13 protein-coding genes are annotated in these 15,348 nt (G+C 37.4%); 6 read left to right on the forward strand and 7 right to left on the reverse strand.

Features of this window, described 5'->3' with window-relative positions:
• Positions 1-116 precede the first annotated feature (116 nt).
• The gene (locus tag ACFO7M_RS03820) at positions 117-1,460 is read left to right on the forward strand and encodes a serine hydrolase domain-containing protein (RefSeq protein WP_379734105.1); all 1,344 of its coding nucleotides are present in this window, start codon (positions 117-119) and stop codon (positions 1,458-1,460) included.
• A gap of 61 nt (positions 1,461-1,521) precedes the next feature.
• On the opposite strand, the gene ACFO7M_RS03825 is transcribed toward ACFO7M_RS03820, so the two are convergent.
• The 5 genes from ACFO7M_RS03825 to ACFO7M_RS03845 all read right to left on the reverse strand — a co-directional run bounded on the left by ACFO7M_RS03825 (position 1,522) and on the right by ACFO7M_RS03845 (position 6,060).
• Positions 1,522-2,061, reverse strand: coding sequence for a hypothetical protein (locus ACFO7M_RS03825; RefSeq protein WP_379717925.1), 540 nt, complete (start codon positions 2,059-2,061; stop codon positions 1,522-1,524).
• A gap of 15 nt (positions 2,062-2,076) precedes the next feature.
• The gene (gene sufD / locus ACFO7M_RS03830; RefSeq protein ID WP_379734107.1) at positions 2,077-3,393 is read right to left on the reverse strand and encodes a Fe-S cluster assembly protein SufD; all 1,317 of its coding nucleotides are present in this window, start codon (positions 3,391-3,393) and stop codon (positions 2,077-2,079) included.
• Positions 3,394-3,466: 73 nt separating this feature from the next.
• Positions 3,467-4,204, reverse strand: coding sequence for a Fe-S cluster assembly ATPase SufC (gene sufC, locus ACFO7M_RS03835; RefSeq protein ID WP_379717921.1), 738 nt, complete (start codon positions 4,202-4,204; stop codon positions 3,467-3,469).
• A gap of 33 nt (positions 4,205-4,237) precedes the next feature.
• Positions 4,238-5,686, reverse strand: coding sequence for a Fe-S cluster assembly protein SufB (gene sufB, locus ACFO7M_RS03840; protein WP_379734109.1), 1,449 nt, complete (start codon positions 5,684-5,686; stop codon positions 4,238-4,240).
• A gap of 44 nt (positions 5,687-5,730) precedes the next feature.
• Complete coding sequence (locus ACFO7M_RS03845; protein WP_379734111.1) at positions 5,731-6,060, reverse strand: HesB/IscA family protein; 330 nt, start codon at positions 6,058-6,060, stop codon at positions 5,731-5,733.
• 189 nt (positions 6,061-6,249) lie between these two features.
• Here ACFO7M_RS03845 and ACFO7M_RS03850 point away from each other — a divergent pair, with 189 nt between their 5' ends.
• Complete coding sequence (locus ACFO7M_RS03850; RefSeq protein ID WP_379734112.1) at positions 6,250-7,506, forward strand: hypothetical protein; 1,257 nt, start codon at positions 6,250-6,252, stop codon at positions 7,504-7,506.
• A 64-nt stretch (positions 7,507-7,570) separates the two neighbouring features.
• Here the strand turns inward: ACFO7M_RS03850 and ACFO7M_RS03855 are convergent, their stop codons facing one another.
• Positions 7,571-8,053 carry a hypothetical protein gene (locus ACFO7M_RS03855; RefSeq protein WP_379734114.1) on the reverse strand — a complete coding sequence of 161 codons (483 nt, stop codon included), beginning with the start codon at positions 8,051-8,053 and terminating at the stop codon, positions 7,571-7,573.
• Positions 8,054-8,207: 154 nt separating this feature from the next.
• Between ACFO7M_RS03855 and ACFO7M_RS03860 the strand changes: the two genes are divergently transcribed.
• Complete coding sequence (locus ACFO7M_RS03860) at positions 8,208-9,080, forward strand: CPBP family intramembrane glutamic endopeptidase (protein ID WP_379734116.1); 873 nt, start codon at positions 8,208-8,210, stop codon at positions 9,078-9,080.
• A gap of 96 nt (positions 9,081-9,176) precedes the next feature.
• Here the strand turns inward: ACFO7M_RS03860 and ACFO7M_RS03865 are convergent, their stop codons facing one another.
• Complete coding sequence (locus ACFO7M_RS03865) at positions 9,177-10,451, reverse strand: acetyl-CoA hydrolase/transferase family protein (protein WP_379734118.1); 1,275 nt, start codon at positions 10,449-10,451, stop codon at positions 9,177-9,179.
• A gap of 383 nt (positions 10,452-10,834) precedes the next feature.
• Here ACFO7M_RS03865 and ACFO7M_RS03870 point away from each other — a divergent pair, with 383 nt between their 5' ends.
• The 3 genes from ACFO7M_RS03870 to ACFO7M_RS03880 all read left to right on the forward strand — a co-directional run bounded on the left by ACFO7M_RS03870 (position 10,835) and on the right by ACFO7M_RS03880 (position 15,293).
• A complete protein-coding gene (locus ACFO7M_RS03870) occupies positions 10,835-11,695 on the forward strand; it encodes an MBL fold metallo-hydrolase (RefSeq protein WP_379734120.1) in 861 nt (286 codons plus the stop codon).
• A 63-nt stretch (positions 11,696-11,758) separates the two neighbouring features.
• On the forward strand, positions 11,759-13,366 hold the full coding sequence (locus ACFO7M_RS03875; protein WP_379717905.1) for a S8 family peptidase: 1,608 nt from the start codon (positions 11,759-11,761) through the stop codon (positions 13,364-13,366).
• A gap of 58 nt (positions 13,367-13,424) precedes the next feature.
• Complete coding sequence (locus ACFO7M_RS03880; protein ID WP_379717903.1) at positions 13,425-15,293, forward strand: M1 family metallopeptidase; 1,869 nt, start codon at positions 13,425-13,427, stop codon at positions 15,291-15,293.
• Positions 15,294-15,348 lie beyond the last annotated feature (55 nt).

Below are 15,348 nucleotides of genomic sequence, written 5' to 3' on the forward strand. Positions count from 1 at the left end.
ACATTTGCCCCCGAAATCAAGAATATTTTAGAAAAGTTTAATGAATCAACTAAAGCCTGAAAAAATTACTTCATTTCAATACAAATAATTAAATTGCAGTACAATAACATCACATTATGAGAAAATTTTTCCGCTTTCTAGGGTTGGTTGTAGTAGCCGCAATTATCTATTATAGTTTTGAAACCTATCCCAAACTGGATTTAATCTCGGGGTTTTCATCCAAAAGCGTTGCTTCCGGCTATTTTCTGGACAATCGACCGTTAGAGGTTATTGAAAATGGAGACAATGATATTGATATGATTGACTTGGCTGACAACCAAATCAACGATAAGGAAAAATTTGCAGAGGCTTCGGTATACGGACTGAAGTCGAGAAAAGCCATTTTCCGTGAAGGATTAGGTGCCGTTTTAGTTAATGATGAATACGACGCTTCTTTACCCTACTTAGTACCTAAAAGAGCAAAACCAGACAATTCAACTCCTTTCCCATACGGAAATGCAGCACCAAATGATACTGTATTCAGCACAGTAGATTATAAAAAACTCGAAGCAACGGTAAACAATGCTTTCGACAAAAAAGGACAACAAAAACTAAGAACGAGAGCAGTTGTAGTGATTTACAAAGACAAAATCATTGCAGAAAAATACGCTGATGGTTTTACCAAAAATTCAAGATTTTTAGGATGGTCCATGACCAAAAGTATCACCGCTACCTACTTTGGTATTCTGCAGCAACAAGGTAAATTCGACATTTACAAACCGGCTCCGTTTCCGGAATGGCAAAACGACGAACGCAAAAAAATTACCACGAGTGATTTATTACACATGAACTCTGGACTAGAATGGGAAGAAGATTACGGTAAAATATCGGATGTGACCAAAATGCTTTTCTTGGATGAGGACATGACACGCTCCCAATTGATAAAACCAGCGGCTTTCCAACCCAATACGCATTGGAACTATTCTTCCGGGACTACCAATTTGCTTTCGGGTATTTTACGAAAACAGTTCAAAACACATCAAGAGTATTTGGATTTTTGGTACAGTGCTTTGATTGACAAAATTGGTATGAATTCGATGGTGGTGGAAGCCGACATGAAAGGCAATTATGTAGGGTCTTCCTATGCTTGGGCGAATGCCAGAGATTGGGCAAAATTTGGCTTATTGTATTTGCACAAAGGCAATTGGAACGGACAACAGCTGTTCGATGAAAAATGGTTCAACTATGCCGCAACACCAACAAATACCTCCAACGGCCGTTATGGCGCACAATTCTGGCTCAACAAAGGAGGCTATTTCCCTGATGTAACCAAAGAAATGATGTATTGTAGTGGCTACCAAGGACAAATGGTTGCCTTATTCCCATCCAAAAACCTTGTAATTGTTCGTTTAGGACTTACCGAAGAGCCTGAATTTGATTTTAATGGATTCTTAAGAGATATTACCAATAGTATCAAATAGTAACACATAAAAAAACCGCTTCTTGAAGCGGTTTTTTTATTTTATATAGTTACACTATTTTTTATAAAAACGTAAGAGCTATGCCTAAATTAACTGTTGTTGCTCGAACTCCATCAGGATACCTGAATCCATGATTGGCTACCTCAACGAAATAACTGAACATGTTTTCATCACCAATGGCATGTGCAATCGAATATTTACGCAAATAGCCGGCATATCTTTCGGTTCCAATCTGCATACTTCTACCATATCCAAAACCTAGAATGATTTTCCCATTCTCTGATACATCAAATGCAACTCGGCTATTAACATAAACCGGTATTATTCCAGTTCTATGTCTAAAATTACCTTCCACTCCGGAATGAACACCCAAAAATAGACTTCCTTCGTCATTATGAATTCCGACACCTCCTTTTAGTCCCAATCCGCCAAGCGTCAAAAATTGAACATCTCCGTTTTCATCTTCCATCAAAAAAGACGCAATTCCGGAAAGCTCTCCTTCATAATAAATATTTTCTTCAAAAAATTGTGCAGTAGCCGTTTGACTACCCATAAAAATCCACAATACGATTCCAAAAAGAACTTTACTAGTATTTTTCAAGGCAATTACAAGGTTTTATAGATCAAATCCCATTTTCACGCCTAATTTATCGGCAATGATTCGGGCAATTTTAGCTTTTAATTCAGGTATTTTGATACTCGCGGTTACTTCGCTGGTGAAGGCATACATTAATAACGCTTTGGCTTCTTTTTTAGGAATACAGCGTTGTTGCATGTAAAACATCGCACTGTCATCCAACTGACCTATAGTACAACCATGCGAACACTTCACATCATCTGCAAAAATTTCCAATTGTGGTTTTGCATTGATAGTCGCTTTATCACTTAATAAGATGTTGTTATTTTGTTGGAAAGCATCGGTTTTTTGCGCTTCCTTCTCCACATAAATTTTCCCATTGAAAACACCAGTCGATTGACCGTCTAAAATGGTTTTATAATTCTGGTGACTTTCGCAGTTCGGTTGTTCATGGTTAACCAAAGTATAATGATCCACGTGTTGTTTATCACCAATAATGGTAATCCCTTTCAACGTACTGTCAATTCGCTCACCGTGGTGGTAGAAATTCAGATTATTACGCGTGATATTACCCCCGAAAGAAAACGTGTGTACAGCCACTCGGCTTTCCTGTTTCTGTGAGATGTACGTATTATCAATTAGATTCGCTGTCTGCATATCATTCTGGATTTTGTAATAATCCACAATGGCACGCTTTTGCGCAAAAATTTCGGTTACTGAATTGGTCAATACAGGATTCGAATTCAAACTCTGATGACGCTCCACGATTTGCACGTGTGCATTTTCACCCACAATAATCAAATTACGCGGTTGTACCATCAGCGCAGCTTCATTACCCGTAGAAAAATAAATGATTTCGATAGGTTTATCAACCACTCTACTTTTCGGAATATTGACATACGCACCTTCAAATGCAAACGCCGTATTCAAAGAGGTCAAACTTTCTTCTTTATTGGCTATTTGATTGAAATACGTATCAATAATCATTTTGTATTTGGGCTTGGTCAATGCCGATGACATCAAACAAACATCCAAACCATCGTGTGTAGTAGAAGACAAGAAAGAACTGAATATTCCATCAATGAAAACTACTTTATAAGTATCTACGTCATTCAAGAAGTATTTTTTCACTTCCTTGAATTCGATCGCGTTCTCCTTCTTAGGGAAAATACTGAAGTCGTTCTTTAGAACTGAATTCAGTGAAGTATACTTCCAAGCTTCCTCTTTTTTTGTCGGAAACCCTTTTGATTCAAAGTTTTTTAAGGCTTCGGTACGGATATCGTGCAAATCGGTCACCACATCCACTTTCTCTTCGAAAGCCATAAAAGACGATATTAATTTTTCTTTTAAATCCATTTTCAATGTTTAGGGTTTATCGTTTACCGTTTAAATCACAAGACCTAAACTACAAACTAGTAAACCGTACCAATTATTTTAACCAATCGTATCCTTTTTCTTCTAACTCCAATGCCAATTCCTTGCCACCCGATTTGATGATTTTTCCATCCATCAAAACGTGAACAAAATCTGGAACAATATATTCCAATAATCTTTGATAGTGCGTAATGACAACTACTGCATTGTCCTCACTTTTCAATTTATTGACACCATTCGCCACGATACGTAAAGCATCGATATCCAAACCAGAATCGGTCTCATCAAGAATAGCCACTTTGGGTTCTAACATGGCCATTTGGAAAATTTCGTTACGTTTCTTTTCACCTCCAGAGAAACCTTCGTTCAACGAACGCGAAAGAAACTTTCTATCCATTTCCAATAATTCCGACTTCTCACGAATCATTTTCAACATTTCATTGGCTGGCATTTCTTCCAAACCATTCGCTTTACGCTTTTCGTTAATAGCGGTTTTGATAAAATTGGTTACCGAAACTCCTGGAATTTCAACAGGATATTGGAACGAAAGGAAAATACCTTTGTGTGCTCTTTCTTCTGGAGCCAACTCAGAAACATCTTCTCCATCCAACAGGATTTCTCCTTCAGATACTTCATAATTCTCATTTCCTGCAATGATTGAAGAAAGTGTAGACTTTCCGGCACCGTTAGGCCCCATAATCGCATGAATTTCTCCAGCTTTTACTTCAAGGTTAATTCCTTTTAATATTTCTTTATCCTCTACAGAGGCGTGCAAATTCTTTATCGTTAACATGATAGTACTATCTTAAAAATATATTTATAATGATTATCCTACTGATCCCTCCAATGAAATCTCTAATAATTTCTGGGCTTCCACTGCGAATTCCATCGGCAGCTTGTTCAATACTTCTTTACTGAAACCGTTCACAATCAAAGCGATTGCTTTTTCAGTCGGAATACCACGCTGGTTACAATAGAATACTTGGTCTTCTCCAATTTTTGAAGTAGTAGCTTCGTGCTCTATTTTAGCCGTTGAATTATTCGATTCGATATAAGGAAAAGTATGGGCACCACAATTGTTGCCCATTAATAACGAGTCACATTGTGAAAAGTTTCGGGCATTCTCTGCACGCGGGCTGATTTGCACCAATCCTCTATAACTATTTTGTGATTTTCCAGCAGAAATACCTTTGGAAATAATTGTAGACTTGGTGTTTTTACCCAAATGAATCATTTTAGTTCCCGTATCGGCTTGCTGGTAATTATTGGTAACTGCAATTGAATAGAACTCTCCTATTGAATTATCTCCTTTTAAGATACAAGATGGATACTTCCAAGTTACTGCAGAACCGGTTTCTACCTGTGTCCAAGAAATTTTAGCATTCTTTTCGCATAAACCTCTTTTGGTTACGAAGTTGAAAACACCACCTTTTCCTTCTTTATTACCAGGATACCAGTTTTGTACCGTAGAATATTTGATTTCAGCATCATCCAAAGCAATTAGTTCTACTACTGCAGCATGCAACTGGTTTTCATCACGACTAGGTGCAGTACATCCTTCCAGATACGAAACATAACTGCCTTCATCAGCAATAACCAACGTTCTTTCAAACTGTCCAGTTCCACCTTGATTGATACGGAAATACGTAGACAATTCCATCGGGCATCGAACGCCTTTTGGAATATAACAGAACGATCCATCAGAGAATACAGCCGAATTCAAAGCCGCATAGAAATTGTCTTTTTGCGGAACAACACTTCCGATGTATTTTTGAACCAACTCCGGGTGCTCTTGAATGGCTTCCGAAATGGAACAGAAAATAATACCTTTTTCCGCTAATGTCTTTTTAAATGTTGTAGCAACCGAAACCGAATCCATTACGATATCTACCGCAACTCCAGCCAATTTCTTTTGCTCATCTATAGAAATACCTAACTTTTTGAAAGTTTCCAATAATTCTGGATCTACCTCATCAAGGCTCTCGTATTTGTCTTTTTTCTTGGGTGCCGAGTAATACGATACTGCCTGAAAATCAGGCTTCTCATAATGTACATTGGCCCATTCCGGCTCAATCATTTCTTCCCAAGCACGAAACGCTTCCAAACGCCAATCGGTCATCCATTCCGGTTCGTTTTTCTTTTTTGAAATCGCACGCACGATATCTTCGTTTAACCCTGGCGGAAACGTTTCTGATTCGATATCGGTATAAAAACCGTATTCGTATTCTTTATTTTCGAGTTCGACTTTTAAGTCGTCTTCTGTATACTTTGACATTTTTATTATTTAAAAAATTTTAAAAGCCAACTTTCGGCTTTCGACTAGAGCGAAAAACTCTCTCCACAACCGCACGTACGCTGTGCATTAGGATTATTGAAAACAAATCCCTTTCCGTTTAAACCGCCTGAATATTCTAAAATAGTTCCAGCTAAGTATAAAAATGATTTCTTTTCAACAGCAATTTTTACATTATTGTCTTCAAAAACCTTGTCACTTTCACCTATTTCCTTGTCAAATTTCAACTCATAAGACAAGCCTGAACAGCCTCCACTTTTAACTCCAACTCGAACATAGTCGTTTGAAGGGTCAAAACCATCGTCTTTCATCATGTCGACAATTTTCTTACTTGCTGATTCTGAAACTTTTATCATCGCTTATTTTGATTTTGTCTAAATTAAACCGTTTTAAACCGCAAAGATATAACATAAAAACCCTTTTTCATAATAAGTAACATTTTTATAACTAATTCCCTGATAAATAATCTTTATATTGAAAAATGTTTTGTGGGAAATTTCACGATTTATTATATTTGAGTGAAATCAAGCAAACAACTAAAAACCATGACTAAAAAACCACTATTAGTAATTGTAGCTTGTATGCTGCTAACCGGTTGTTCGACCGCTTTATTACTCGAAAAAAACCCAAAATCAAAAGCTGACTTTGACACCAAAAAACAACAAGCCATTGTGTTTTATAAACAAACAGAAGACACGTCCTTGGTAGCCAAACACGATGAAATACAAAAAAGATTTACGGCTCATTTTGCCAAAACGGAAGAACTCAAGGTGATCGTAACCAAAACAGACCAAGTGGTTAAATTTGCCAACACAAAAGAATACTACTTCCGAAATAAAAAAACCAGTCCGCCGGTAGGTGTCTTATTATCCAACGGAAAAGACAAACCCATCCTAATCAAGAATCCTTCACGGTACATCGAAGAATTCGAGAAATACTTCGAAATCCCTTTCAAAGATGCTGTCTATTACAAAGAAAGAAAGGAAAAAATCAAAAAACTCAACAAACAGAAAGCGCAAGACATATTGGATGACAATTTCAGCATGAATGAAAAACTAGCCGCCAAAATCCAAAAACTCCCGTATTCTCATTATGTACCAAAAGACAAATTCAATCCTAAAAAATGCAAAAGCGAAAAAGTAACCATCACAGTATTCAAAGACGCTGCTAAAAAGAAAAAAACCGGCATTCAAATTATTGAACTCTACGACAAGAACAATCAAATCGTGAAACAGACCAAACTTATCAACAAAGTCATAAAAGAAGAAACCAATTATTACCGCGATCAATTTAGCCTGATTGACAGTATCGTAAGTGTTGATGAAAAAGGAAATAAAACCAAAGAGATTTACAAATACACCAAAAATCAATTCGCTATAGTCTCAGTCGATAAAAAAGGAATCGTGTTATCCGCTCTTTACTATTTGGATTCCAAAACATCGCTTCCCAATAAAGGCGAACGGTATGATAGCGAAGGAGAAATGTCTGGTTTTCCAAAATCGTACAAATATGACGACAATGACCGCATCATCGAAGAAGACGAAGGTGTCTATAAAATTGTTTACGAATACAAAAATCCCACCGATCGTATGTACTCCAACTACAAGAAAATTGAAAATAAATCAGTGGTACTAGAGCACATTATCACCACAAATAAAAAGAAACAAAAAGTTGAAATCCGAAGCGAAGGGAAAACCATCTCAAAAACCATTACCAAATCCCTCGCCTCGAAATGCAAAGAAACCAAAGCAGAATACAATAATGGCAAACTGACCAATTTTTACGAATACAGTTACCAGTAAAACAAAAAGCCCACAATTATTGTGGGCTTTTTAATTCAGAATACAACGAGTATCGCTGAATACTCTAAGGCTGGACAGCCAACTTAATGGTGCCAAGCAAAATCCTATTATCTTTCACTTTATACAAATCGCTACAATTCACCCATTTCCCATTGTTCTTAATCAATACCTTCGTATTACCTAGTTCAAACCAAGCTTCAAATTCAACATATTTAGCATTGGTTGGACCCACTTTAACGAAATATTGATTGCCTTTATCAGTCTCTTCAATATGAACCTGACCATTAGACGTTATTAAATCAATGTCATTATGCCTAATCCTAGTCTTTTCAAGCGCTTCGACAATAGTAAACAGAATTTTACTTTCTCCTATTTTAAGTTTTGGATTCGGTAGGTACTCAGGATACCAACTATGCAGTACCACTTTCGGTTTTTGGTATAATCGAATAGTTTCCTGTGCATAACTATTTACTACGTTCAAAAAAAGAGTAGCTGCTACTACAATGAAAGTAGAAAAACTCCAATTACTATATGAAAATGTTCTCACAATCTAAACAGTTTAAATACCACTCAAAACTACAAAAAATAAGTAGGACAGCCGAAATGGTTTTGTGCAACAGTAAATAAAAACAGTACTCAAATTGTAACAATTGTAGGGAATTTCATACCTACTTAGTAATCAATCAAAAATCATCATCATCATGAATCCATCAATCAAAAAAATCCTCCATTTTCCGCTCACGAAAATGGTACTCGGAATCGTTTTCTGTTTCGGAGTATTTGTAGTTGTCCAAAACTTCATTTCTAAACCTGTTTTGTATAGTATCTTCCCGGACAAGAACGTAGCCGATCCCATCATTCACACCATTTCCTTCTTTGTATTGCTGCTCTCCTACTATTATTTCTTCCGAATTATTGACAAAAGGGACATCACCGAATTATCGTTAAAAAATGTAACCCAGACAATAATAGGAAGTAGTATTCTGGGGTTTGGAGCCATTTCAATTACCATCTCAATTCTGTATCTATCTGGATACTATCAAGTATTCGGTATATCATTGGACTATTATTCCTGGAAATTGTTCGGAACATTGGTCATAGCCGCTCTAATCGAAGACCTCTTCCACAGAGCACTCATTGCCCGTATTATAGAAAACTGGTTGGGCACTAACATTGCAATCTTCATCATAATGCTAATTGAAACCTCACACATGTTCAATCCCAATGCCAACATGTTCAGCCTCTTTGTTGATTTGGTATGGGGTTTCACCATGACAGTGTTGTTTGTCTATTCCAAAAAACTTTGGCTCCCTTTCTTTTTTCACTTCAGCTGGAATTTTGCACAAATCTTTTACGGCTCCAGTCTTACAGGACTAAATGATATGGGAAGAATAATCCTTTCCAAATTCACTGGTCCGGAAATCCTTAATGGTGGTGCAGTGGGTGTCGAAAATTCCATAGTTACCGCAACTACTCTACTGCTAATAGGCATCTATTTTTACCTTCGTGCTCAAAAAGAAGGGAAAATAATTCCGAGAAAACAAAAGAGTAGCGTAAAAGCGCAAACTGTTTAATTATATACTAAAAAAACAACCCGAGAAGTAGTAACTTCCCGGGTTTACAATCGGTATACACTAAAAAAATAGTCTAAGAAATTCTCACTCAAAAAATTAGTGATTAAAACGCTCAAAAGCGGCTCGTTCCAACATTTCCCTATCTTCCGGATGAGATATTTCAATGAGTGCTTGAGCTCTTTGGCGCAAATTCTTACCATACAAATAAGCCGTCCCAAACTCGGTCACCACATAATGAATATGCCCACGTGTGGTTACAACTCCAGCGCCTTGCTTTAAAAACGGTACTATCCTTGGCAATCCTTTTTTTGTCCTAGAGGAGATTGCAATAATTGGTTTCCCTCCCTCCGAAAGTGCAGCACCTCGCATAAAATCCATCTGACCACCTATTCCACTGTATTGGTAACTTCCAATAGAATCTGCACAAACCTGACCCGTCAAATCAATCTCAATCGCCGAGTTGATAGCGACCATTTTTTTATTCATCATGATGTTAATCGGGTAATTCACCTGTTCCACATCCATAAAAGCAAAAGCTGGATTATCGTCAATGTAGTCGTATAGTTTTTGGGTGCCAAAAGCAAAACTGGTAATGGTTCTATTCAAATGAACGCCTTTGTACTTATTGTTCACTACGTCCTTTTGCATTAAATCTACAATCCCATCACTAATCATCTCCGTATGTACTCCAAGGTCTTTGTGATTTCCCAAACATTGTAATACCGCATCGGGTATAGTACCAATCCCCATCTGCAATGTCGAACGATCATCTATCAATTGAGCAACGTGACTTCCAATCAATAATTCTTCTTCTCCTACTTTGGCTCCATAATCAACTGTCAATAAGAGTTCGTCATGCCACACCATTTTGTCAATCCTACTGTAGTGTATCATTCCGTTACCATGTGTTCTTGGCATTTTGGGGTTTACCTGTGCAATGATTTTTTGAGCTGAATCAACCGCACTTCGTGCCACATCCACCGAAGTACCCAAAGTGCAGTACCCATGAGCATCTGGTGGTGAAACCGTAACCAAAGCAACGTCGATAGGAAGATGTCCATTCTTGAAAAGGATCGGTATTTCACTCAAAAATACTGGCACAAAATCACCACGTTCAGAATTCACCGCCTCACGCACTGGGGTAGAAACAAAAAGTGAATTGATATAAAAACTGTCCTTGTATTGTGGCTTGGCAATTTCAACGTTCCCTTGTTGTGTAATAGAAACAAACTCAACGTTCTTTAATCTACCCGATTGACGTGCCAGCTCATCCAAAAGCAAATTCGGCGTACAGGCACTACCATGTGAAAATATACGGTCGCCACTTTGAATAACACTGACGGCGTCTTCTACAGTTGTATAGAGGTTCATTTCAATGAATTTAAAAGTTAGTCTCTCAAATTTATGGATTTATACCCATACATTATATGACAAATGTTAACAAGGTCATTTTTTAATTGCATATGCCATATAGCCCCATTTACAACTAATAAACAGTAAAATACCTCCATCAATAGTATTAAAATAAGTTAGAAATTTAGTTCAGATATAGAACTTTTTTTGCCCAACAACCTGCAATAATAGGGTTGAATTAATCTTTTATTAGAATTGAATGACCACTTGGTAACTATAAACCAAAAACGATAAACTCTTTAGATACTTAGAATATCAAAAACTTTACAACTTTCTAACTTTCAACTTACGCTTTCAACTTTCCAACTAATATCCTAAATTTGTGTACCATTATAAAAACTATGAAAATATATCCTATCGAAGCCGGTAACTTTAAATTGGACGGAGGTGCCATGTTTGGCGTTGTCCCAAAAACCATTTGGAGCAAAACCAATCCGGCCGACAACAACAACCTCATCGATATAGCCGCACGTTGTATGCTTATCGAAGAAGGAAATCGCCTCATCCTGATCGATACTGGAATGGGCAACAAACAATCCGATAAATTCTTCGGCTATTATTCGCTTTGGGGCGATGACTCTTTAGACAAATCCCTTATAAAACACGGTTTTCACCGCAATGATATCACCGATGTGTTCATGACGCACCTGCATTTCGACCATTGTGGTGGAAGTGTAGAATGGAACAAAGACCGCACGGGTTACCAAATCGCTTTTCCAAATGCAACTTTCTGGACTAATGATAACCATTGGGAATGGGCCACACAACCTAATGCGCGTGAAAAAGCCTCATTTCTTTCCGAAAATATTCTTCCCATGCAGGAAAGCGGCCAACTGAAGTTCATTGAACGCCCCAACAGTGATTTTGGAATTTCCAAAGAAATGGGTTTTGGAATTTTCTACGTTGATGGTCATACCGAAAAAATGATGATTCCGCATATCGAATACAAAGACAAAACGATTGTATTCATGGCCGATTTATTAGCCACAGCAGGACACTTACCATTGCCCTATGTTATGGGATACGATACCCGCCCCTTGTTGACAATGCCTGAAAAAGCTAAATTTCTCAATGCAGCAGCTGAAAACAATTACTATTTATGGCTCGAACATGATGCCCATAATCAAATCATTACCGTGGAACAAACCGAAAAAGGCGTCCGCCTAAAAGAAGTATTCCGCTGTGAGGATATATTAATCTAATGTTAAATTCATTACATTTACTCGAAAAATTCAGACTTTTATCAAAATTTTTAATTTCATATTATGAAAAACTTTAAACCTTTTTATATCTCCGGTTTATTTGCTTTAGCATTAGCAAGCTGTAGCGCTCCAAAAGCATTGGTTAGTATAGATCCTGCCAAGATTGATGCGATGCCATTGAAAACCACTAAAATGACTGAAAAACAAATGGAACGTTGGAGTCATTTGGACTTGGTTAAAGATACAGTGCCTGGTATGAGCGTAGATTTAGCCTATGATTTCTTAAAAGGTAAAAAAGCCAATAAAATTATCGTAGCAGTAGTAGACAGCGGTATCGATATCGAACATGAAGATTTAAAATCAAGCATCTGGGTAAATCCTAAAGAAATTGCAGGAAACAAAAAAGACGACGACAACAATGGTTATGTAGATGATATCAACGGATGGAACTTCCTTGGTGAGTCAGACAACGAACAATTGGAAATGACTCGTATCGTTAAAAAAGGAAATGATGGATCGGTACAGTATGAAAATGCTTTAGCGGAATTAAAATCCAAAGAAGCAGAGTTAGCACCTCAAAAACAACAATTGGATATGATACTTGCAGCAGAAGCCACTGTTGCAAAGCATTTAGGAAAAACCAATTTTACCCTAGCAGAAGTAAAGGCTATCAAAACTACGGATCAAGGTTTACTACAATCTCAAAATATTATAGCTCAGGTAATGGCTAACATAGGTGGTGATAAATCCAAATTTGACACCGAAATCAACAATTACAAAGAATACATCTACGACAATCTAAACTACAATTTGAATCTTGAATTCGACGGTAGAAAAGTGGTGGGTGACAACCCTAATGATATCAACGATACCAAATACGGAAACAACAACGTAATTGGCCCTAAAAAAGAAAGCGCAAAGCACGGTACACACGTAGCGGGTATCATTGCGCAAGTTCGCAATAACAATAAAGGTGGCGATGGAGTAGCAACCGATGTGGTAAAAATCATGTCATGCCGTGCCGTACCAAATGGTGACGAGTATGATAAAGACATTGCTTTAGCTATTCGCTATGCAGTGGATAACGGTGCTAAAGTAATCAACGGAAGTTTTGGAAAAAGCTACTCACCAAACAAACAATGGGTAATTGATGCCATCAAATATGCCGCTTCTAAAGACGTTTTATTTGTTCATGCCGCAGGAAATGACGCTAAAGACATTGATCTAGCGCCTAACTTCCCTAATGATGCAGAAGGTAAGAACCCGGAATACGCAGACAATGTATTAACAATTGGTGCATTAAACTACGAATACGGTTCTTCTCAAATGGCCGATTTCTCTAACTACGGTAAAGAAAATGTAGACATTTTCGCACCAGGTGTTAAAATCTATGCTACAACGCCTAACAGTACTTATGAATATTTACAAGGAACTTCTATGGCTTCCCCGAATGTAGCTGGTGTAGCGGCTTTAATCCGTGCGTACTACCCTTCACTTACAGCATCACAAGTGAAACATATCATCATGGATTCAGGAACGCCTTTGAATAATACTTTTACTCTGGCTGGCGAAAAAGGAGAACAAACTACTTTTCCTAAAATCAGTAAAACAGGTAAAATCGTAAATGCATTAAGCGCTTTACAAATGGCCGATAAAATGGCAAAAAAATAACAACAGATTTTTTAATATTTGGGAAGGGTCTAGTCCCTTCCTTTTTATTTCAATAGATATGAAACAATTCTTTTTATTACTACTTCCTTTAGGAGTTTTTGCCCAAAACAATCCCAATCCAGGTTATTGGCAACAAAATGCCGATTATAAAATGGAAGTCACTATGGATGTGAAAACTTACCAATACAAAGGAATACAATCTTTAGCGTACACTAACAATTCTCCGGATACTTTAAAAAGAGTGTACTTTCATCTTTACAACAATGCTTTTCAACCGAATAGCCCAATGGACGCGCGCTTAAAATCGATTAAAGATCCGGACGGCCGAATGGTGAACCGCGTAAAAGTGGGCGACAAAGAAACCAAAGAAAGCCGCATCGCTTCATTAAAACCAAACGAAATAGGTTATTTATATGTAACCAATTTAAAACAAGATGGTGTCGCTGTTGCCAATAAAAGAGTGAGTACCATCTTGGAGGTAACTTTAGCACAACCCCTATTGCCAAAAGCAACCACAACTTTTTCTATGGATTTTGAGGGACAAGTTCCTATACAAATTCGCCGTTCAGGAAGAAACAATAAAGAAGGTATCGAATTATCAATGTCACAATGGTATCCCAAAATGGCAGAGTACGATATCGACGGATGGCAGGCCGACCCTTACATCGCCCGTGAATTTCATGGTGTGTGGGGTAATTTTGATGTAAAAATCACTATTGACAAAAATTACATCTTAGGCGGAACCGGGTATCTTCAAAACGGAAATCAAATTGGTTACAACTACCAAGATGAAGGAGTTAAAGTGGCTATCCCTAAAAAGCAAAAGACCTTAACTTGGCATTTTTTAGCTCCTAAAGTACATGATTTTACTTGGGCAGCAGATAAAGACTACATCCATGATGTATACAAAACCAATTTTGGAACCACTCTTCATTTCTTGTACCAAAACGATTCGTCTATAATCGAAAACTGGAAAAAACTGCAACCAAAAACTGCCCAGTTAATGGAAATTTACAACAGAACTGTCGGAAAATATCCTTACCAGCAATATTCTGTAATTCAAGGCGGTGATGGCGGTATGGAATATGCCATGTGTACACTAATCTTAGGTACTGGCGAATTTGAAGGCTTACTAGGCGTTACCGCACACGAAATGGCACACTCATGGTTCCAACATGTATTGGCTACTAATGAAGCCAAACACAGCTGGATGGACGAAGGTTTTACTACTTGGCTGGAAAACTATGGATTGAATGAAATTGCCGATAAAAAAGTTGACAATCCTCATGCCGATTCGTATGCCAATTACCTCAACATGGTCAAATCAGGTAAAGAACAACCGCAAACTACGCATGCCGATCGTTACGATGAGAATCGCCCTTATAGCATTCAAGCTTATAGCAAAGGAAATTTATTCTTAACGCAGTTAGAATATTTAATCGGTACCGAAAACTTTAACAAAACATTGAAGCGTTACTTCCAAGAATACAAATTCACGCATCCAACGCCTAATGATATCAGGAATACTGCAGAAAGAGTTTCAGGTGCAAATTTAGACTGGTTTTTAACCGATTGGACCAAAACTACAAATACAATAGATTACGGCTTTAAAAGCGTCTATTCTGAAGCCAATACCACAAAAGTGATTTTGGAAAGAATCGGTCGAACACCTATGCCACTCGATATTGTAGTGGTATATACTGACGGCACAATGGAAAGTTTTTACGTTCCAAATACATTAATGCGATGGAGTAAAGACAATCCATTCCCAAAAATCAAACGAACTGTGCTAGAAGGATGGGATTGGGCTTATCCAACCTATGAACTTATCATCAATCAAAACAAGGAAAACATTAAAACCATTTTAATTGATCCTATAGAAATCATGGCCGATGTGAATCGAGCAAATAATACCTATAAAAAATAACAAAAAAGCGAACCAATTGGTTCGCTTTTTTTATTAGCTACTAAACAACAACATA

Source organism: Flavobacterium sp. GCM10023249, from assembly GCF_042653365.1.
In the GTDB taxonomy this organism is placed as follows: Bacteria; Bacteroidota; Bacteroidia; order Flavobacteriales; family Flavobacteriaceae; genus Flavobacterium.